Below are 20,042 nucleotides of genomic sequence, written 5' to 3' on the forward strand. Positions count from 1 at the left end.
AATACCTATAGGTGAGTCAGCCCTCGCCGCGATGTCGCGAGGGCTGGGTAGGGAGATTTAAACGTCTGGTTTGGTTTCCTGATCGGCGGCAACTTCTGCTTCAGTAATCTCACTGACAGGCACTTCAGGTTCGCCCATGGGTTCGGTAGAAACGGCCAGCGGCTCACCAATCTTAGTGACAGACAGGCTTTGCAGTTGCTCGGCCAGGTTTACTTTGCCTGGTGCGAACAAGTTAATCACTGTTGAACCCAGTTTAAAGCGGCCCATTTCCTGGCCTTTTAACAGCGCAACAGAGCCTTCGCTTTCACCCGCAGGCCACGTCCAGCGCTTGATAACGCCTTCACGCGGAGGCGTGATGGTGCCAGCCCAGACGGTTTCGATGCTGCCAACAATGGTGGCACCCACCAGAATTTGTGCCATCGGGCCAAACTCGGTATCGAACAGGCAAATAACGCGTTCGTTACGGGCAAACAGGTTCGGCACGTTTTGCGCTGTTAAATGGTTCACAGAGAACAAATCGCCCGGCACGTAAATCATTTCACGCAAAATACCGTTACACGGCATATGTACGCGGTGGTAATCACGCGGTGACAGATATGTGGTCACGAAGCTGCCGTTACGGAACAGGTCGGCCATTAAGTAGTTACCGGCAAGCAGGGCTTCGAGGCTGTAGTTATGGCCTTTGGCTTGCAGGATTTTGTCTTCTTCGATTGGGCCTAACTGGCTCACCACGCCGTCTGCTGGCATCACCAGCACGTTTGGATCGGTGTTGATTGGGCGCACATCGTCACGCAGTGGGCGCACGAAGAATTCGTTGAAGGTGCGATAGCTGGCGGTGTCCGGCTTCTGTGCTTCCTTCATGTCGACTTTGTAGTATTTGACGAACAGGTCGATCACCAGTTTGGTCAACCAGCCCGCTCGTTTGCTTGCACCCCAGCCTGCCAGGCGGGTCAGCCAGAGTTTAGGCAGGATGTACTGGAGCGAAAGTTTAAAGTTGTCTAACAAGATAGCCTCCTGGCTAATTACCCATGTTAGCGGGCATACACAAAAAGGAGCGCGATTTTAGCGATGCCCAGCTTAATTGTCAGCGGTCAGTATCGGAAAAGGTTTTACGCGATTTTACCTCGGACATGCTTTCCAGTATGCGATGGTAGTTTTCGAAACGCGATTGGGCGATATCCCCACGCTCAACGGCTTCGCGCAGTGCGCAGCCTGGATCGTTGGTGTGGCTGCAATCACGATATTTACAACGGCCTAAGTAGTCATGGAATTCAGTGAAGCCATGAGTGACTTGATCCGGTTCTAAGTGCCACAAACCAAATTCGCGCACGCCCGGGGAGTCGATAACATCGCCGCCGCCTGGGAAGTGGTAAAGGCGTGAAGCCGTCGTGGTGTGCTGGCCTAAACCGGAGTTGTCAGAAACGTCATTCACCAGAATCTGGACTTCTTTAAATCCGAGAAGGTTGTTCAGCAGGCTGGATTTACCCACACCTGATTGCCCGGCAAAGATACTCACGCGGCCAATCAGCGCTTCTTCCAGTTCTTTCAGACCTTCAACTTTGTGGCTGGAGACGAACAGAACGCGATAACCAATCTTGCGATAGATATCCATTTGCTCATTGACGAACTTCAGGCCCGCTTCGTCGAGCAGGTCGGTTTTGTTCAATACCAGCAACGGTTCTACTTCGAGGGTTTCGCACGCCACCAGATAACGGTCAATAATATTCAGTGACAGCTCGGGCAGAATCGCGGAAACCACGATGATCTGGTCAATGTTGGCGGCAATGGGTTTTACGCCGTCGTAAAAATCAGGGCGCGTCAGAACGGTGGTGCGCTCGTGTACCGCATCCACAATGCCTTTAATGGTGACGCCTGCCGCGGCTTCTTTAGCCGGACGCCAGACCACGTTATCGCCGGTAACTAGCGAACGAATGGTACGACGAATATTGCAGCGGTGAATTTCACCACCGGGTGATTCAACATCGGCATGTTGGCCGAAACGGCTGATCACGCGTCCATCGCGTGGTTCACCAAACTGAGAGTCGTCAGGATCGGCTTTCTCCACAGTCTGTTTAAGCCGACGCTGGTGGTTTGCTGAAACCCGGCGCTGCTGTCCTTTGGAGAGTTTATTTTTGCTCAATCTTACTGGCTCCTGGTCGCCCGTGGTGGGCAAAACCTCTATGATACACACTATTTTATACGAGTTAACCCATCGACAAGGGTGGGCGACGCACAAGAAGGGTGGAAAATAGCATGAGTGGAAATGAAAACAATCTGATTTGGATTGATTTAGAAATGACCGGCCTGGACCCCGAGCGGGATCGCATAATTGAAATCGCCACTCTGGTTACTGACGCCAATTTGAATATCCTCGCCGAAGGGCCAACGATTGCGGTTCATCAGTCTGACGAACAACTGGCGCTGATGGATGACTGGAATGTGCGTACCCATACCGGAAGTGGTCTGGTTGAGCGCGTTAAGGCAAGCCAGCAGGACGACCGCGCGGCTGAACTGGCAACGATTGAGTTCCTGAAGCAGTGGGTGCCAGCTAATAGTTCGCCGATTTGTGGTAACAGCATAGGTCAGGATCGCCGTTTCCTGTTTAAGTACATGCCAGAACTGGAAGCTTACTTCCATTATCGTTATCTGGATGTCAGCACGCTGAAAGAGTTGGCGCGTCGCTGGAAACCAGAAATCCTGGCTGACTTCAAAAAGCAGGGTACTCACCAGGCGATGGACGATATTCGTGAGTCTGTGGCAGAACTTGCGTTCTATCGCGAGAATTTTATTAAGCTTTGACAGGCGTTCGGGAGGAGCTAAACTCCTCCTTCGCTGAGAAATTAATCATTTTGCCGTTTAAATCGCCATTCGAACTAATTTTATGAAAAAAACCTTTTGAGGGGCTTGCGACTAAAACGATTTCTCGTATAATGCGCCTCCCGTACCGATGCAGAATTTGCAGCGTTACACAGAGCGGGAATAGCTCAGTTGGTAGAGCACGACCTTGCCAAGGTCGGGGTCGCGAGTTCGAGTCTCGTTTCCCGCTCCAAATTTGATTTAAGCAGTACCACCAAATTCGATGGCTTTTAAGCATCAGCTTGAAAGACGAAGAATATGCGGGAATAGCTCAGTTGGTAGAGCACGACCTTGCCAAGGTCGGGGTCGCGAGTTCGAGTCTCGTTTCCCGCTCCAAAATTTGATTTGGCTTTTAAAGCCAGCACCACCCAAGCGGGAATAGCTCAGTTGGTAGAGCACGACCTTGCCAAGGTCGGGGTCGCGAGTTCGAGTCTCGTTTCCCGCTCCAAATTCTAATCTTCAGTACAAATTATCCACAACGCTAAGTCGCGTCGGTGGTGGTTTTTACGTTCCTCATAAACTCTTGTAAACAGACTTATCCACAGCTTCTGTCTATTCACTTAGATCGCTAATTATTTATTAACTTTTACATGATTAATTTAAATAATTGATTTTGTTGATTTTTTAAATGTTTAGAAGTGTTAACTGGATCGCTTGCAGAATTTATTTTGCTGATGGGATAAGGCTTTCAAAATTTTATTCACATCCTGTGGACATGTTACGCGTCCCGTTTCAGCCCCTTTTCAATGACTCTAACCAGACGTTGCTTTTGCGGTAACTGAACTTCCGTTGCGTTAGCGCTTCGCTTGCTTAATTGTTGCGCAATCGCCCAATCAATATGCTCATCAAGAAGTGGGTGCTCACCTTTTCGCTGTTGCAGCGCTTCCAGAATCGCTTCATCCCACGGTGCATTTCCTAATGCGACGGCAATATTTCGCAGCCAGCGTAAATGACCAATGCGGCGAATCGCTGAACCTTCGGTCACGCGCAGGAAATATTCTTCATTCCACGCAAACAGTGCCACCAGCTCCGGCGCATGCAACTTGCTGCGCGGGCTAAAGTCATCTTCTGTGGTTAGTTGTGAGAAACGGTTCCACGGGCAAATCAGCTGGCAATCGTCACAGCCGTAAATTCGGTTGCCGATGAGCGGCCTGAATTCTTCCGGGATAGCGCCTTCAAGCTCGATAGTGAGATAGGAAATACAACGACGGGCGTCGACCGTGTAGGGTTCGACTATCGCGCCGGTCGGGCAAATAGTCATGCAGGCCACGCAGCGCCCGCACTTTTCCTCAACCGGCTTATCAACCGGCAACGGAATATCGACTAATAATTCTCCGAGGAAAAAGAACGATCCCGCTTCTTGATTCAAGATAAGTGAGTGCTTACCTGTCCAACCAAGGCCCGCTTTCTCAGCCAGTGGGCGCTCAAGAATCGGCGCTGAATCCACAAAAGGTCTAAAATTCAGCGTGGAACAGTGGGACTGGATCATTTCACCCAGTTTTTTGAGCCGGTTACGCAGCAGTTTGTGGTAATCGCGCCCGAGGGCGTAACGGCTGATATAACCGATTTTGGGATTTTTAAGCGTCGAGGCAAAGGCCGCGTTTGCCGGGAGATAGTTCATCCGCACGCTAATCACGCGCAGTGTGCCCGGCAGCAATTCGTGTGGGCGCGCGCGCATCATGCCATGACGAGCCATCCAGTCCATCTCGCCGTGGTATTGTTTATCCAGCCACAACTGGAGCGCAGGTTCACTGGCGGTGAGATCGGTATCGGCAATTCCCACTTGCTGGAAGCCGAGTTCGATTCCCCACTGTTTGATATTTTGCGCTAATTGATTGAGATCGAGGGGCTGTGACATGACGGACCTGAGCCTAAAAATAACCGCCAAAAGTATACCACATTCAGTCTGGTCAGCAGACTGGTTGCGCACCGCAGAAAAGCAGGCGGCGGATGAATTAGGGTTAACGCTTTATGAATTAATGCAACGGGCGGGCGCTGCTGCGTTTAATCTCGCCCGTGAGCTTTATCCGCAAAGCCAGCACTGGTTGGTCGCATGCGGGCATGGCAATAACGGCGGCGATGGTTATGTGGTGGCGCGTCTGGCGCAGGCTGCTGGCGTGCGCGTTACGCTTGTCGCGCTGGAAAGCGATAAACCGTTACCCGAAGAAGCGGCCACTGCGCGTGATGCCTGGCTGGACGCCGCAGGTCTGATTCATGCGCCGGAACATCCATGGCCTGCTGATATTGATCTAGTGGTTGACGCTATTCTTGGCACCGGCCTTACACAAGCGCCACGAGATAATGCCGCAAATCTTATCGAGAAATGTAATCAGCATCCTTCTCCTGTGATTGCGCTGGATATTCCTTCGGGCTTGCTCGCAGAAACGGGTGCAATTCCCGGCGTTGCAATTAACGCCGCTCACACTATTACGTTTATTGCCCTGAAACCGGGGCTACTCACCGGCAAAGCACGTGATGTGGTCGGAAAGTTACATTTCCATGCGCTCGGGCTTGAAGAGTGGCTGAAAGGGCAGACTGCGCCGATTATCCGCGTGGACAGCGCACAATTATCGGGCTGGTTGCCGCCGCGCAAACCCACGTCACACAAAGGCAGTAACGGGCGATTGGTGATCATCGGTGGCGATCACGGTACGGCGGGTGCGATTCGCATGACGGGCGAAGCGGCGCTGCGAACCGGAGCAGGTTTAGTCAGAGTTTTGACGCGTTCAGAAAATATTGCGCCACTGCTGACGGCTCGGCCTGAATTAATGGTTCAGGAACTCACGCCACAAACGCTGGATGAAAGTCTTGAATGGGCCGATGTCGTCGTGATTGGCCCAGGATTAGGGCAGCAAGAATGGGGCAAAAAAGCCCTACAAAAAGTAGAGAACAGCCGTAAACCGATGCTGTGGGATGCAGATGCGCTTAACCTTCTGGCAATCAATCCCGATAAACGTCAGAATCGCGTGATTACGCCGCATCCTGGCGAGGCCGCACGGTTGTTAAATTGCACCGTGTCACAAATTGAGAGTGACCGCTTACTTGCCGCAGACCGCCTGGTAAAACGTTATGGCGGAATTGTGGTCTTAAAAGGTGCCGGTACGGTTGTTGCCAGCCAAAATGGCGAATGCTCCATTATTGATGTGGGCAATGCCGGAATGGGCAGCGGCGGGATGGGGGATGTGCTCTCCGGAATCATCGGGGCATTGCTGGCACAGAAGCTAACCCCGTATGATGCAGCAAGTGCCGGATGTGTGGTTCATGGCGCAGCCGCTGATGTGCTGGCTCATCGCTTCGGCACGCGTGGCATGCTGGCGAGCGATTTATTATCGACGTTGTACCCTTTTGTTAACCCGGATTTGAATAGCTAAAAAATGATTAATCGAGTTATCGCATTACCTGATGAAGCCGCGACCTTAGAACTGGGCGCACGTCTGGCGAAAGCCTGTGAAGGGGCAACCGTTATTCATCTGTATGGTGATCTTGGTGCCGGGAAAACAACGTTTAGTCGTGGTTTTGTGCAGGCGCTAGGGCATAAAGGCAACGTGAAAAGCCCAACTTATACGTTGGTCGAACCGTATGAACTCGGTGATTTGATGGTGTATCACTTTGATCTCTATCGTCTCGCCGATCCAGAAGAACTCGAGTTTATGGGAATTCGTGACTATTTCACCAATGACGCAATCAGTCTGGTGGAATGGCCGCAAAAAGGTCAGGGTGTGCTTCCAGAACCGGATGTCGAAATCCACCTAAGTTACCAGGCTGAAGGGCGCGAGGCGTGCCTGAAAGCAGTTTCCCCATCTGGTGAATCGTTACTGGCGCGGTTGGCCAAATAACAAGGATGACGGGATGATTTTTCGTGCGAAAAGTTGGTTGATGGCGGCATGTTTACTGGTGCTCACGGCACAGGTGAACGCCGCGAGTTTGGCAGATATACAGGTGTCGAACGGGGATTCTCAGGCGCGGATCACCTTTAGTTTTATTGGCGACCCTGAATATGCGTTTTCTCAGGATGACAAGAAAAGCGTTGCGCTGGATATCAAGCAAACCGGTGTGATTCGTGGTTTACCGCTGCTTTTCAGCGGCAATAATCTGGTGAAAAGTATTCGTTCCGGCCAGCCGAAAGACAGCGATTCTTTACGTCTGGTGGTTGACCTTACCGAGCCTGGGAAAACCCGCGCGGTAAAACAGCAAAACGGTAGCAACTACACGGTAGTGTTTACCATTAACGCCGATGCACCGCCGCCACCTCCGCCAGTTGTCGCGAAACGGGTGGAAGCTCCGCCTGTGACTCGCTCGTCAGAACCGGCAAAAAATCCGTTTAATTCGCAAACCGTGACCGGTGCAATCAGTTCTAATACGGCGATGCATCCTGCACGAACAGAACGTGCAACGACGCAATCCGATACTGTGGTTGTGGCGATAGATGCCGGACATGGCGGGCAAGATCCGGGCGCGATTGGCCCTGGCGGCACGAAAGAGAAAAACGTCACCATTTCCATTGCCCGTAAACTTCGTTCATTGCTCAATGACGACCCGATGTTCAAAGGCGTGTTGACCCGTGATGGCGACTATTTTATTTCGGTAATGGGGCGCTCAGACGTGGCGCGTAAACAGAACGCCAATATTCTGGTGTCGATTCATGCGGATGCCGCGCCAAATCGTGATGCCACGGGAGCATCCGTTTGGGTGTTGTCGAATCGCCGCGCGAACAGCGAAATGGCGGGCTGGCTTGAGCAGCACGAAAAACAATCCGAGCTGTTGGGCGGTGCGGGTGATGTTCTTGCAAACAGCCAGGCTGACCCGTATTTGAGCCAGGCGGTACTGGATTTGCAATTCGGCCATTCCCAGCGCGTCGGGTATGATGTGGCAACCAAAGTGCTGGCCCAAATGCAACGCGTAGGTTCATTGCATAAACGTCGTCCTGAGCACGCCAGCCTTGGCGTACTGCGTTCGCCGGATATTCCTTCGGTGCTGGTGGAAACCGGGTTTATCAGTAACAACTCGGAAGAGCGCCTGTTGGATAGCGATGACTATCAGCAAAAAATCGCCCAGGCGATTTATCAAGGGCTGAGAGATTATTTCCTGACGCATCCGTTACAATCTGCACCCGCAACTGGTCAAACTGCACGTTCGCAAGGCGCGAGTCTCGACCAGGTCGCGATTACTCAATAAGGAGATTTCATGCCGATTCAGGTTCTGCCGCCGCAACTTGCCAACCAGATTGCTGCTGGCGAAGTGGTAGAGCGCCCCGCATCGGTGGTGAAAGAACTGGTTGAGAACAGTCTTGATGCAGGCGCTACGCGGATTGATATTGATATCGAACGCGGTGGCGCCAAGCTCATTCGTATTCGTGACAACGGCTGCGGTATCAAAAAAGATGAGCTGGCATTAGCGCTGGCTCGTCATGCCACCAGTAAAATCGCGACGCTTGATGACCTTGAGGCGATTATCAGCCTCGGTTTTCGTGGCGAAGCGCTCGCCAGTATTAGCTCGGTGGCCCGCCTGACGTTAACCTCTCGCACAGAAGAACAAAGTGAAGCGTGGCAGGCCTACGCCGAAGGGCGCGAGCAGGATGTAACGGTAAAACCCGCTGCACACCCGGTCGGGACCACGCTCGAAGTGCTGGATTTGTTCTACAACACGCCCGCACGTCGCAAGTTCATGCGCACCGAAAAAACCGAATTTAACCACATTGATGAAATCGTCAGGCGTATTGCGTTGGCGCGTTTTGATGTGTCGATAAACCTGACGCATAACGGCAAAGTGATTCGCCAGTATCGCGCGGTGGCAGAAGGTGCACCGCGTGAACGTCGCCTGGGTTCGATTTGCGGCACGCCGTTCCTCGAACAAGCGCTGGCGATTGAATGGCAACATGGCGACCTGGCATTACGTGGCTGGGTGGCGGAGCCAACGGGCACGACTTCCGCGCTGGCAGAGATTCAATATTGCTACGTGAACGGGCGCATGATGCGCGACCGCTTGATTAATCACGCAATTCGTCAGGCTTGCGAAGATAAACTTGGAGCCGATCAGCAACCGGCGTTTGTGCTGTATCTGGAAATCGACCCGCATCAGGTGGATGTGAATGTGCATCCTGCCAAACATGAAGTGCGTTTTCATCAGTCGCGCCTGGTGCATGATTTTATCTACCAGGGCGTGTTGAGCGTACTGCAACAGCAGAGCGAAAACCGTTTGCCGCTGGAAGAAACGGCGGAAGACGCGACACCGCGCTGGCAGCCAGAAAACCGCGTTGCGTCCGGGCGAAACCAGTTTGCTACACCAGCGCCCGTTGCTTCACCGCGCGAGTCTGCTCCTGCTTCTGGCGGATATAGCGGAGGCAGTGCGAGCAAAAATAGCACTCCGTTATGGCCACATGCCGCACCTGGTTTCCAGAAGAAAGAAGGGGCGGTATACCGCGAGTTGCTGAATACCCCAACGTCTTCTGTTTCCAGGAATCGCGTTGCCGAACCAGAACCAGAGTCTTATGAAGCGTTAGACGCGCACGCGCAGAGTTTTGGCCGCGTGCTGACGGTTATTGCTCCAGACCTCGCGTTACTCGAGCGTGATGGGAAAATCATGCTGCTTTCATTAAGCGTGGCTGAACGTTGGTTGAAAATGGCGCAATTAGTGCCAGGGGCTAGCGGAGCCTGTGCGCAACCGTTGCTGATCCCCATTCGTTTGAAAGTGACGAAGGAAGAACAAGACGTTCTGGTTAAATATCAGCCGCTTCTACTCGAAATGGGCATCGAATTCGCCGTTGAGTCGCGTCAAATCACAATTCGCACCGTACCTTTACCTTTACGTAAACAAAATTTACAAATCTTGATTCACGAACTGCCAGGATACCTGGCGCAACAGACAGAGGTTAACGCAACACAGATTGCTCAGTGGTTTGCTCGTCAAATGGACGGCAATCATGAACAATGGAATCAGGCGCAGGCAATTGCCCTGCTGGCTGATGTGGAGCGCCTCTGTCCGCAACTGGTGAAATCACCACCTGGCGGTTTGTTACAACCTGTTGATTTACAATTGGCGATGAACGCCCTGAAACATGACTGAAGTTAAGCAAAGCCTGCCACAGGCAATTTTTTTGATGGGGCCGACGGCCTCAGGTAAGACAGCGTTAGCCATTAATTTGCGTAAAACGTTGCCGGTAGAGTTGATAAGCGTCGATTCGGCCCTTATCTATCAAGGGATGGATATTGGTACTGCGAAGCCCACGGCTGAAGAACTGGCCCAGGCTCCACATCGGTTACTTGATATTCTCGACCCGGCACAAGCTTATTCCGCCGCAGATTTCCGGCGTGATGCATTGGCTGAAATGGCTGAGATTACCGCCGCCGGGCGTATTCCCTTGTTAGTCGGGGGTACGATGCTCTACTTCAAGGCATTGTTAGAAGGTTTATCGCCGTTGCCATCCGCTGACCTGGACGTTCGGGAACGGATAGAGAAGCAGGCTGCAGAGCAAGGATGGGAAGCGTTGCACCGTGAGTTAGCACAGGTTGATCCTGTCGCCGCTGCACGTATTCATCCAAATGATCCACAAAGGCTTTCCCGTGCACTGGAAGTTTTTTTCATTTCGGGTAAAACTTTAACGGAACTGACGAAAACGTCAGGAGAAGCTCTGCCTTACCAGGTGCATCAGTTCGCCATCGCCCCGGCGAGCCGTGAACTGCTCCATCAAAGAATTGAGCAGCGTTTTCATCAGATGTTAGCTTCTGGATTTGAAGCTGAAGTTCGGGCTCTTTTTGCCCGTGGTGATTTGCATACGGACATGCCTTCCATTCGTTGTGTGGGATACCGACAGATGTGGTCTTATCTGGAGGGCGAAATTTCACATGATGAAATGGTTTATCGTGGTATTTGCGCGACGAGACAATTGGCTAAGCGACAGATGACCTGGTTGCGAGGTTGGGAGGGAGTTCACTGGTTAGATAGTGAGAATCCGTCTCAATCTTACAACGATGTACTACAGGTTGTTAGTGCGAAGCACCAATGAATGTGTACAATTGAATCGTTATGGTGCGCAATATTTTACGCAGTTTTTCAGAGCCTCAGGGTTCTTGAGTTACAAACAACAAGCATATAAGGAAAAGATAGAATGGCTAAGGGGCAATCATTACAAGATCCGTTCTTGAACGCACTGCGTCGCGAACGTGTTCCAGTTTCTATTTATTTGGTGAATGGTATTAAGCTGCAAGGTCAGATTGAGTCTTTTGATCAGTTTGTAATCCTGTTGAAAAACACGGTTAGCCAGATGGTCTATAAGCACGCGATTTCAACTGTTGTTCCGTCACGTCCGGTATCTCATCACAGCAATAACACCGGTACTAGCGGTTCTGGCAGCTACCACCATGGTGGAAGCGCGCAAGGTTCTGCGCCACAACAAGACAACGAAGACGCTGAATAAGGCGTAACGTTGTTTTTCCAAGCCGGGGAACCAGGGATGCAGGGTTCCCCGCTGGTCTTTTTGAGAGGTTATACGCTTGTTTGACCGTTATGATGCCGGTGAGCAGGCGGTGCTGGTACACATCTATTTTACGCAAGACAAAAACATGGAAGATCTAGAGGAGTTTGAATCTCTGGTTTCTTCAGCTGGCGTCGAAGCATTACAGGTGGTTACTGGTAGCCGTAAAGCTCCTCACCCAAAGTATTTTGTTGGTGAAGGTAAGGCAATTGAAATTGCCGATGCAGTGAAAGCCACTGGGGCATCGGTCATTTTATTTGATCACGCGTTGTCTCCAGCTCAGGAGCGTAACCTCGAAGCGCTGTGTGAATGTCGCGTCGTCGACAGAACCGGCCTGATTTTAGATATTTTTGCTCAACGTGCGCGTACCCATGAAGGTAAGTTGCAGGTTGAACTGGCTCAGTTACGTCACATGGCTACTCGCCTGGTGCGCGGCTGGACCCACCTTGAGCGTCAGGGAGGGGGGATTGGTTCACGAGGCCCTGGGGAAACTCAGCTCGAAACTGACCGCCGTTTACTGCGCAACCGGATTATGCAGATCCTTGGTCGCTTAGAACGAGTTGAAAAACAACGTGAGCAAGGTCGGCGATCGCGTGCCAAGGCTGATATCCCAACCGTTTCTCTGGTGGGCTACACCAACGCCGGTAAATCCACCCTGTTTAACCAAATAACAACGGCTGACGTTTATGCCGCTGATCAGTTGTTTGCCACGCTTGATCCTACATTGCGCCGTATTAACGTCGTGGATGTGGGCGAAACGATACTGGCTGACACCGTAGGTTTTATTCGTCACTTGCCACACGATTTAGTGGCAGCGTTTAAAGCGACCTTGCAGGAGACGCGTCAGGCGACACTGTTATTACATGTCATTGATGCCAGCGACCTCAGGATTCAGGAAAACATTGCCGCGGTAGATACCGTTCTCGAAGAGATTGAGGCTAATGAAATCCCAACGCTGATGGTGATGAATAAGATAGATATGTTGGAAGATTTCGTTCCACGTATCGACAGAGACGATGAAAACATGCCGATTCGGGTCTGGCTTTCTGCCCAGACCGGTGACGGTATTCCACTGCTTTTCCAGGCTTTGACGGAACGTTTATCTGGTGAAATTGCACAGCATACGTTGTGCTTGCCCCCCCAGGCTGGGCGACTTCGGAGCCGTTTTTATCAGCTTCAGGCAATAGAAAAAGAGTGGATGGAGGAAGACGGCAGTGTTGGCTTACAAATTCGTATGCCTATTGTTGACTGGCGTCGCCTCTGTAAACAAGAACCGGCACTCGCTGACTACATTGTCGAGCAAGTCAAGGGAATGTCCTGAAGACTTTTTCCCCTTCGGGGGATATCACCGCACAACAAATATGGAGCATAAACATGGCGTGGAATCAGCCCGGTAATAACGGACAGGACCGCGACCCGTGGGGAAGCAGCAAACCAGGCGGCGACTCTGGGGAGAAGAAAGGAGGGCGGGATCAGGGGCCACCTGATCTGGATGATATCTTCCGAAAATTAAGTAAAAAACTGGGTGGCCTGGGTGGCGGTAAAAGTGGTGGCGGTGGTTCGGGTGGCGGTTCTTCACAGCTTCCGCGTCCGCACATTGGCGGTCGTATGGTCGGCATTGTTGCCGCCGTCGCTGTCGTTATTTGGGCTGCTACTGGGTTCTACACCATCAAGGAAGCTGAACGTGGTGTGGTCACCCGTTTTGGTCAATTCAGCCACTTGGTTGAGCCGGGCCTGAACTGGAAACCAACATTCATTGATAGCGTCCGAGCGGTAAACGTTGAAGCCGTGCGTGAATTGGCGGCATCCGGTGTGATGCTGACTTCCGATGAGAACGTGGTTCGCGTCGAAATGAACGTGCAGTATCGCGTTACCGATCCGCGTCGTTATCTGTTTAGCGTGACCAGCGCGGACGATAGCCTGCGTCAGGCAACCGACAGCGCATTGCGTGGTGTTATTGGTAAATACACCATGGACAAGATCCTCACCGAGGGTCGTACCATTATTCGTAATGATACTCAGCGCGAACTGGAAGAAACCATTCGTCCGTACAACATGGGTATCACCTTGCTGGACGTCAACTTCCAGGCTGCTCGTCCGCCGGAAGAAGTGAAAGCTGCATTTGATGATGCGATTTCTGCGCGTGAAAACGAACAGCAATACATCCGTGAAGCTGAAGCTTACACCAACGAAGTTCAGCCGCGTGCGAACGGTCAGGCACAACGTATTCTTGAAGAAGCTCGCGCTTATAAAACACAGACCGTGTTAGAAGCGCAGGGTGAAGTGGCTCGCTTTGCGAAGATGCTGCCGGAATACAAAGCTGCACCGGAAATTACCCGTGAGCGTCTGTATATCGAAACCATGGAAAAAGTGCTTAGCCATACCCGTAAGGTTCTGGTTAACGACAAAGGTGGCAACCTGATGGTTCTGCCTCTGGATCAGATGCTGAAAGGCGGTTCACAGCCTGCGGCTAAGACTGACACCAGTGGCGCGAACAACTTGTTGCGTCTGCCGCCTGCATCCAGCTCAAGCAGCGGTAGCGCCAGCACACAGTCCTCGTCAAGCCGGGGCGATATCATGGATCAGCGCCGCGTGAACGCGCAGCGCACTGATAACCAGCGCGTAGGGAGTGAATAACGATGCGTAAGTCAGTCATTGCTTTAATTATCATCGTGCTGGTTGTGCTGTTTACCTCGATCTTCGTGGTACAGGAAGGCGAGCGCGGGATTACGTTACGCTTCGGTAAAGTGTTGCGTGATGATGAAAACAAGCCGGTGGTCTACGAACCAGGTCTGCATTTCAAAGTACCGTTTATCGAGTCGGTGAAAACTCTCGATGCGCGTATTCAGACCATGGACAACCAGGCCGATCGTTTCGTCACCAAAGAGAAGAAAGACCTGATCGTCGATTCTTATATCAAATGGCGTATCAGCGATTTCAGCCGCTACTACCTGGCAACCGGTGGTGGTGACGTTTCTCAGGCTGAAGTGCTGTTAAAACGTAAATTCAGTGACCGTCTGCGTTCTGAAATTGGTCGTCTTGATGTGAAAGACATCGTGACCGATTCTCGTGGCCGTTTGACTCTGGATGTACGTGACGCGCTGAACTCAGGTACTGCGGGCACTGACGATGAAGTGGCAACCCCTGCTGCGGATGACGCGATTGCCTCTGCTGCTGCGCGTGTGACTGCGGAAACCAAAGGCAAAGTGCCAGTGGTTAACCCGAACAGTATGGCGGCATTGGGTATCGAAGTGGTCGATGTGCGTATCAAGCAGATCAACCTGCCAGCTGAGGTTTCTGAAGCTATCTACAACCGTATGCGTGCCGAGCGTGAAGCTGTTGCTCGTCGTCACCGTTCACAAGGTCAGGAAGAAGCTGAGAAGCTGCGTGCTACCGCAGATTACGAAGTGACTCGTACTCTGGCAGAAGCCGAGCGTCAGGGCCGAATCAGCCGTGGTGAAGGTGATGCAGAAGCGGCCAAACTGTTTGCAGATGCATTCAGCCAGGATCCAGACTTCTATGCATTCATTCGTAGCCTGCGTGCTTACGAGGCGAGCTTCAATTCTGGACAGGACGTTATGGTGTTAAGCCCGGATAGCGATTTCTTCCGCTACATGAAAACACCAGCGAATAGCGCACGTTAATATTTGCGAAAAACGTATCAAGAGCCGGTCTGACCGGCTCTTTTTTTATTGGTGCTAGAGGGAATTATGAATTCGACTATCTGGATGGCATTGGCGCTAGTTTTGGTGCTCGAAGGTCTCGGACCGATGCTTTATCCGCGCATGTGGCGTCGTATGATTGCCGCTTTAACGCAGCTTCCTGATAATACGCTGCGTCGTTTTGGTGGCGGACTAGTGGTTGCGGGTGTCGTTGTCTACTACATGTTGAGTCGAGCCGCTGGCTGAACCGCATTAAGGTGGACGATTACCATTTTGTATACTAAAAGGGCTGATCATCGAGGAAACCGATGGTAGAATCCTTTTTTAAGCAAACGGTGATTTTGAAAAATGGGTAACAACGTCGTCGTACTGGGCACCCAATGGGGTGACGAAGGTAAAGGAAAGATCGTAGATCTTCTGACTGAACGGGCTAAATATGTTGTGCGCTACCAGGGCGGTCACAACGCAGGCCATACTCTCGTAATCAACGGTGAAAAAACCGTTCTTCATCTTATTCCATCAGGTATTCTGCGTGATAACGTTACCAGCATCATCGGTAATGGCGTTGTGCTGTCTCCTGCTGCACTGATGAAAGAGATGAAAGAGCTGGAAGACCGTGGGATTCCGGTACGTGAGCGCCTGCTGTTATCTGAAGCTTGCCCGCTGATTCTTGATTATCACGTCGCGCTGGATGTGGCTCGTGAGAAAGCGCGTGGTGCGAAAGCTATCGGTACAACCGGTCGCGGTATCGGCCCTGCGTATGAAGACAAAGTGGCCCGTCGTGGCCTGCGCGTTGGCGACCTGTTCGACAAAGCCACCTTTGCCGACAAACTGAAAGAAGTTCTGGAATACCATAACTTCCAACTGGTTAACTTCTATAAAGTTGAAGCGGTTGATTACCAGAAAGTTCTGGACGATGTCATGGCAGTTGCTGACATTCTGACCAGCATGGTAGTTGACGTGTCCGATCTGCTGGATCAGGCACGTAAGCGCGGCGACTTCATCATGTTCGAAGGTGCTCAAGGCACACTGCTGGACATCGACCACGGTACCTATCCGTACGTGACCTCTTCCAACACCACCGCGGGTGGCGTGGCAACAGGTTCCGGCATTGGTCCACGTTATGTTGATTACGTTCTGGGTATTATCAAAGCGTACTCGACTCGCGTTGGCGCAGGTCCGTTCCCAACTGAGCTGTTTGATGACATCGGCGAGTTCCTGTGCAAACAAGGTAACGAGTTCGGTGCGACCACCGGTCGTCGTCGTCGTACAGGCTGGTTGGATATCGTTGCTGTGCGTCGTGCAGTGCAGATTAACTCCCTGTCAGGTTTCTGCCTGACCAAGCTCGACGTTCTGGACGGCTTGAAAGAAGTTAAACTCTGCGTTGGCTACCGTCTGCCAGATGGCCGTGAAGTGACTACCACTCCAATGGCTGCTGACGACTGGGAAGGCATCGAGCCAATCTACGAAACCATGCCAGGTTGGTCCGAAACCACCTTTGGTGTGAAAGAGCGTAGTGGCTTGCCGCAGGCAGCACTGGACTACATCAAACGCATTGAAGAACTGACTGAAGTACCTGTAGATATCATTTCTACTGGCCCAGACCGTTCTGAAACCATGATTCTGCGCGACCCGTTCGACGCATAATGATGTGATGGGGTGTGCTTAGCACGCCCCAACTGCTTTATCCTGCCGTTTAATACCCCTTCTCCGTTAAATAAATTAGCTGGCAACCATATGGCTGGTTTATCATCAATATATCGCCTTGATGGCGAGAAGCGTTTCCCCTCCCACCCTAGAGGTTGATGTGCAGTTAACGAGTTTTACTGATTACGGTTTACGTGCTTTGATTTATATGGCGTCTTTGCCAGAAGGTAAAATGACGAGCATTTCTGAGGTAACAGAAGTGTACGGCGTGTCACGTAATCATATGGTGAAAATCATCAATCAACTCAGTCGCGCAGGCTATGTGACGGCAGTGCGTGGCAAAAACGGTGGCATTCGCCTCGGCAAGCCGGCGGTCTCTATCCGTGTCGGCGATGTGGTGCGCGAGCTGGAACCGCTTTCTTTGGTGAACTGTAGCAGTGAGTTTTGTCATATTACCCCCGCGTGTCGCCTGAAACAGGCGCTGGCCCAGGCAGTACAAAGCTTTCTGACAGAGTTGGATAAGCACACGCTGGCCGATTTGGTGGACCAAAACCAACCGCTCTACAAATTATTGCTGGTGGAGTAAATCACTATTTCCTCAGCAAATGACAACGGAGGAACCGCAATGTCAAAAGATCCTTTTCAGGAACGAGAAGCCGAAAAATACGAAAACCCGATCCCAAGCCGGGAGTTTATTCTCGCTCATCTGACCAAACGTGAAAAACCAGCCAATCGTGACGAACTGGCTGAAGAACTGAATATTACCGGTGAAGAACAACTTGAAGCGCTGCGCCGCCGTCTGCGTGCCATGGAACGCGATGGGCAGCTCGTCTTTACCCGCCGCCAGTGTTACGCCCTGCCAGAACGTCTTGATTTGCTAAAAGGCAAAGTCATTGGTCATCGCGATGGCTTTGGTTTCCTGCGCGTTGAAGGCCGCAAAGACGATCTCTATCTTTCATCTGAGCAGATGAAAATGTGCATGCATGGCGACATCGTGCTGGCGCAACCATTAGGCGCTGACCGTAAAGGCCGGCGCGAAGCGCGCATTGTGCGCGTGCTGGAACCGAGAACCGGGCAAATCGTTGGTCGTTACTTTACCGAGGCGGGCATCAGCTTCGTCGTCCCGGACGACAGCCGTCTGAGCTTTGATATCCTTATCCCACCAGAAGGTGTGATGGGCGCTCGCATGGGCTTTGTGGTGGTGGTTGAACTCACCCAACGCCCGACTCGCCGCACTAAAGCCGTCGGCAAAATTGTTGAAATTCTTGGCGATAACATGGGAACCGGGATGGCTGTTGATATGGCCCTGCGTACCCATGAAATCCCATACGTCTGGCCGCCAGAAGTCGAAGCACAAGTTGCTTCGCTGAAAGAGCAGGTCCCGGAAGAAGCGAAAGTTGGCCGTGTTGATTTACGTGACCTCCCGCTCGTCACCATCGATGGTGAAGATGCGCGTGACTTCGATGATGCCGTATTCTGTGAGAAGAAACGCGGCGGCGGCTGGCGTTTATATGTCGCTATCGCCGACGTAAGTTATTACGTTCGTCCGCCAACTGCGTTGGACAAAGAAGCGCGCAACCGTGGCACCTCTGTGTACTTCCCGTCGCAAGTGATCCCGATGCTGCCGGAAGTGCTGTCCAATGGTTTGTGCTCGCTGAACCCACAAGTTGACCGTCTGTGCATGGTCTGCGAAATGACCATCTCTTCGACTGGCCGCCTGACCGGCTCCAAATTCTACGAAGCGGTGATGAGTTCCCACGCGCGTCTGACCTACACCAAAGTGTGGCATATGCTGGAAGGCGATCAGGAACTGCGCGAGCAGTATGCGCCGCTGGTTCCGCACATCGAAGAGCTGCATAACCTCTACAAAGTGTTGGATGTATCTCGTGCTCAGCGCGGTGGCATCTCGTTTGAAAGCGAAGAAGCGAAGTTCATCTTCAACGCGGAACGCCGCATTGAACGCGTCGAGCAAACTGTACGTAACGATGCGCACAAACTTATCGAAGAGTGCATGATCCTCGCGAATATCGCGGCGGCACGCTTTGTTGAGAAGAACAACGAGCCGTCACTGTTCCGTGACCACGATCGTCCAACCAACGAGGCGATCACGTCATTCCGTTCGGTGTTAGCCGAGTTGGGTCTGGAACTGCCTGGCGGGCAGAAACCAGAACCGCGTGATTATGCTGAATTGCTGAACTCGATTGCCGATCGTCCGGATCATGAAATGCTGCAAACTATGCTGCTGCGCTCCATGAAACAGGCGGTTTACGATCCAGAAAACCGTGGTCACTTCGGCCTTGCGTTGCAATCTTATGCGCACTTTACTTCGCCGATTCGTCGTTACCCGGATCTGTTGCTGCACCGTGCCATTAAGTATTTGCTGGCAAAAGAGCAGGGTCATAAAGGCAACAGCACCGAGTCGGGTGGCTGGCACTATGAAATGGACGAAATGCTGCAGCTTGGTCAGCATTGTTCCATGGCAGAACGCCGCGCCGACGAAGCGACACGCGATGTGGCTGACTGGCTGAAATGCGACTTTATGCAGGATCAGGTTGGGCAGACCTTTAAAGGTATTATCGCCAGCGTGACCGGCTTCGGCTTCTTTGTTCGCCTGGACGATCTGTTTATCGACGGTCTGGTCCACGTTTCAACGCTGGATAACGACTACTACCGTTTCGACCAGGTTGGCCAGCGTCTGATTGGTGAATCTGGCGGGCAAACTTATCGTTTGGGCGACCGTGTCGAGGTGCGCGTTGAAGCTGTCCACATGGATGAGCGCAAGATTGATTTTGCTTTGATCTCCAGTACTCGCGCCCCTCGTGGTGTGGGCAAAACTGAGAAAGACCGGGCGAAAAAAGGTGCAAACGGTAACGGGCCAAAACGTCGTCAGGGCGGCAAACGCACCAACTTCGAGCCGGACAGCACTTTCCGTAAAGAGAAAGGGCCAGCCAAGCCGAAGAAAGCGAAAGTCGACAAGACGGAAAAGACGGAAAAGAAAGAGAAGAAAGCAAAAACTCCTTCTGATAAAACCCGTAAAATAGCCGCAGCCACGAAAGCGAAGCGCGCAGCTAAAAAGCAGCCGAGCTAATTTAAACCACCTCGCTCTGGCTTTCTCCCTCTCCTGGGGGAGAGGGCTGGGGTGAGGGCGACCATCTTAAGCATTAAACACCGTCGCATCTGCGGCTGAAACGAGTGACACCAATGAGTGAAATGATTTACGGCATCCACGCCGTCCAGGCGCTACTTGATAACGCCCCCCAGCGTTTTCGGGAAGTCTTTATTCTTAAAGGCCGTGAAGACAAACGTCTGATGCCTTTAATCCATGCGCTGGAAGCCCAGGGTGTGCCGGTTCAAATGGCAAACCGCCAGTGGCTGGATGAAAAATCTGAAGGCGCTGTGCACCAGGG

At 52.1% G+C, this 20,042-nt stretch carries 18 protein-coding genes and 3 tRNA genes; 18 read left to right on the forward strand and 3 right to left on the reverse strand.

The window, feature by feature from the left end; translation table 11 throughout:
* Window positions 1-57: 57 nt before the first annotated feature.
* Window positions 58-1,005 (reverse strand): archaetidylserine decarboxylase, encoded by a 948-nt coding sequence (gene asd, locus D6029_RS21115; protein ID WP_120066650.1) that lies wholly within the window; start codon window positions 1,003-1,005, stop codon window positions 58-60.
* 79 nt (window positions 1,006-1,084) lie between these two features.
* On the reverse strand, window positions 1,085-2,140 hold the full coding sequence (gene rsgA, locus D6029_RS21120) for a small ribosomal subunit biogenesis GTPase RsgA (RefSeq protein ID WP_120066651.1): 1,056 nt from the start codon (window positions 2,138-2,140) through the stop codon (window positions 1,085-1,087).
* Between the two features lie 113 nt (window positions 2,141-2,253).
* Here rsgA and orn point away from each other — a divergent pair, with 113 nt between their 5' ends.
* The 4 genes from orn (at window position 2,254) to D6029_RS21140 (ending at window position 3,304) form a co-directional block, all read left to right on the forward strand.
* Window positions 2,254-2,799: an oligoribonuclease gene (gene orn, locus D6029_RS21125; RefSeq protein WP_120066652.1), complete on the forward strand. Its 546-nt coding sequence runs from the start codon at window positions 2,254-2,256 to the stop codon at window positions 2,797-2,799.
* Between the two features lie 174 nt (window positions 2,800-2,973).
* A tRNA-Gly gene (locus D6029_RS21130) sits at window positions 2,974-3,049 on the forward strand.
* A 67-nt stretch (window positions 3,050-3,116) separates the two neighbouring features.
* Window positions 3,117-3,192 (forward strand) — tRNA-Gly (locus tag D6029_RS21135).
* Between the two features lie 36 nt (window positions 3,193-3,228).
* Window positions 3,229-3,304, forward strand: a tRNA-Gly gene (locus tag D6029_RS21140).
* A gap of 270 nt (window positions 3,305-3,574) precedes the next feature.
* Here D6029_RS21140 and queG read toward each other — a convergent pair.
* Window positions 3,575-4,714 carry a tRNA epoxyqueuosine(34) reductase QueG gene (queG, locus tag D6029_RS21145; protein WP_120066653.1) on the reverse strand — a complete coding sequence of 380 codons (1,140 nt, stop codon included), beginning with the start codon at window positions 4,712-4,714 and terminating at the stop codon, window positions 3,575-3,577.
* Between queG and nnr the strand changes: the two genes are divergently transcribed.
* From nnr to D6029_RS21215, 14 genes are all read left to right on the forward strand, one after another.
* A complete protein-coding gene (gene nnr / locus D6029_RS21150) occupies window positions 4,713-6,227 on the forward strand; it encodes a bifunctional ADP-dependent NAD(P)H-hydrate dehydratase/NAD(P)H-hydrate epimerase (RefSeq protein WP_120066654.1) in 1,515 nt (504 codons plus the stop codon). The genes queG and nnr overlap by 2 nt on opposite strands.
* A gap of 3 nt (window positions 6,228-6,230) precedes the next feature.
* Window positions 6,231-6,692 carry a tRNA (adenosine(37)-N6)-threonylcarbamoyltransferase complex ATPase subunit type 1 TsaE gene (tsaE, locus tag D6029_RS21155; protein WP_120066655.1) on the forward strand — a complete coding sequence of 154 codons (462 nt, stop codon included), beginning with the start codon at window positions 6,231-6,233 and terminating at the stop codon, window positions 6,690-6,692.
* A gap of 13 nt (window positions 6,693-6,705) precedes the next feature.
* A complete protein-coding gene (gene amiB / locus D6029_RS21160; protein WP_120066656.1) occupies window positions 6,706-8,031 on the forward strand; it encodes an N-acetylmuramoyl-L-alanine amidase AmiB in 1,326 nt (441 codons plus the stop codon).
* A gap of 9 nt (window positions 8,032-8,040) precedes the next feature.
* The gene (gene mutL / locus D6029_RS21165) at window positions 8,041-9,918 is read left to right on the forward strand and encodes a DNA mismatch repair endonuclease MutL (RefSeq protein WP_120066657.1); all 1,878 of its coding nucleotides are present in this window, start codon (window positions 8,041-8,043) and stop codon (window positions 9,916-9,918) included.
* Complete coding sequence (gene miaA, locus D6029_RS21170; RefSeq protein WP_120066658.1) at window positions 9,911-10,858, forward strand: tRNA (adenosine(37)-N6)-dimethylallyltransferase MiaA; 948 nt, start codon at window positions 9,911-9,913, stop codon at window positions 10,856-10,858. The genes mutL and miaA overlap by 8 nt, the downstream gene beginning before the upstream one ends.
* Window positions 10,859-10,960: 102 nt before the next feature.
* Window positions 10,961-11,269, forward strand: coding sequence for an RNA chaperone Hfq (gene hfq, locus D6029_RS21175; protein WP_034461169.1), 309 nt, complete (start codon window positions 10,961-10,963; stop codon window positions 11,267-11,269).
* A gap of 76 nt (window positions 11,270-11,345) precedes the next feature.
* Window positions 11,346-12,647 (forward strand): ribosome rescue GTPase HflX, encoded by a 1,302-nt coding sequence (gene hflX, locus D6029_RS21180; protein WP_120066659.1) that lies wholly within the window; start codon window positions 11,346-11,348, stop codon window positions 12,645-12,647.
* 53 nt (window positions 12,648-12,700) lie between these two features.
* Window positions 12,701-13,963 carry an FtsH protease activity modulator HflK gene (gene hflK, locus D6029_RS21185; RefSeq protein WP_120066660.1) on the forward strand — a complete coding sequence of 421 codons (1,263 nt, stop codon included), beginning with the start codon at window positions 12,701-12,703 and terminating at the stop codon, window positions 13,961-13,963.
* Window positions 13,964-13,965: 2 nt separating this feature from the next.
* Window positions 13,966-14,970: a protease modulator HflC gene (hflC, locus tag D6029_RS21190; protein WP_120066661.1), complete on the forward strand. Its 1,005-nt coding sequence runs from the start codon at window positions 13,966-13,968 to the stop codon at window positions 14,968-14,970.
* 66 nt (window positions 14,971-15,036) lie between these two features.
* Window positions 15,037-15,234, forward strand: a complete 198-nt coding sequence (locus tag D6029_RS21195; protein ID WP_120066662.1) for a DUF2065 domain-containing protein — start codon at window positions 15,037-15,039, stop codon at window positions 15,232-15,234.
* Window positions 15,235-15,336: 102 nt separating this feature from the next.
* Window positions 15,337-16,635, forward strand: coding sequence for an adenylosuccinate synthase (locus tag D6029_RS21200; protein ID WP_034492792.1), 1,299 nt, complete (start codon window positions 15,337-15,339; stop codon window positions 16,633-16,635).
* Between the two features lie 160 nt (window positions 16,636-16,795).
* Window positions 16,796-17,221: a nitric oxide-sensing transcriptional repressor NsrR gene (gene nsrR / locus D6029_RS21205; protein ID WP_034492795.1), complete on the forward strand. Its 426-nt coding sequence runs from the start codon at window positions 16,796-16,798 to the stop codon at window positions 17,219-17,221.
* Between the two features lie 39 nt (window positions 17,222-17,260).
* Entirely contained in the window at window positions 17,261-19,723 is a 2,463-nt protein-coding gene (gene rnr / locus D6029_RS21210; RefSeq protein WP_120066663.1) for a ribonuclease R, read from the forward strand.
* A 113-nt stretch (window positions 19,724-19,836) separates the two neighbouring features.
* Window positions 19,837-20,042: RNA methyltransferase substrate-binding domain-containing protein (locus tag D6029_RS21215; protein ID WP_272482851.1), on the forward strand; the 206-nt coding region annotated here is incomplete at its 3' end.

Origin of the sequence: Buttiauxella izardii (assembly GCF_003601925.1) — a bacterium.
GTDB lineage: Bacteria > Pseudomonadota > Gammaproteobacteria > Enterobacterales > Enterobacteriaceae > Buttiauxella > Buttiauxella izardii.

Bases quoted from the DNA above. Each gene is read 5' to 3' on its own strand.
- orn (WP_120066652.1), top strand. From the start codon at position 2,254: ATGAGTGGAAATGAAAACAATCTGATTTGGATTGATTTAGAAATGACC.
- nnr (WP_120066654.1), top strand. From the start codon at position 4,713: ATGACGGACCTGAGCCTAAAAATAACCGCCAAAAGTATACCACATTCA.
- queG (WP_120066653.1), bottom strand. From the start codon at position 4,714: ATGTCACAGCCCCTCGATCTCAATCAATTAGCGCAAAATATCAAACAG.
- tsaE (WP_120066655.1), top strand. From the start codon at position 6,231: ATGATTAATCGAGTTATCGCATTACCTGATGAAGCCGCGACCTTAGAA.
- amiB (WP_120066656.1), top strand. From the start codon at position 6,706: ATGATTTTTCGTGCGAAAAGTTGGTTGATGGCGGCATGTTTACTGGTG.
- mutL (WP_120066657.1), top strand. From the start codon at position 8,041: ATGCCGATTCAGGTTCTGCCGCCGCAACTTGCCAACCAGATTGCTGCT.
- miaA (WP_120066658.1), top strand. From the start codon at position 9,911: ATGACTGAAGTTAAGCAAAGCCTGCCACAGGCAATTTTTTTGATGGGG.
- hfq (WP_034461169.1), top strand. From the start codon at position 10,961: ATGGCTAAGGGGCAATCATTACAAGATCCGTTCTTGAACGCACTGCGT.
- hflK (WP_120066660.1), top strand. From the start codon at position 12,701: ATGGCGTGGAATCAGCCCGGTAATAACGGACAGGACCGCGACCCGTGG.
- hflC (WP_120066661.1), top strand. From the start codon at position 13,966: ATGCGTAAGTCAGTCATTGCTTTAATTATCATCGTGCTGGTTGTGCTG.
- D6029_RS21195 (WP_120066662.1), top strand. From the start codon at position 15,037: ATGAATTCGACTATCTGGATGGCATTGGCGCTAGTTTTGGTGCTCGAA.
- D6029_RS21200 (WP_034492792.1), top strand. From the start codon at position 15,337: ATGGGTAACAACGTCGTCGTACTGGGCACCCAATGGGGTGACGAAGGT.
- rnr (WP_120066663.1), top strand. From the start codon at position 17,261: ATGTCAAAAGATCCTTTTCAGGAACGAGAAGCCGAAAAATACGAAAAC.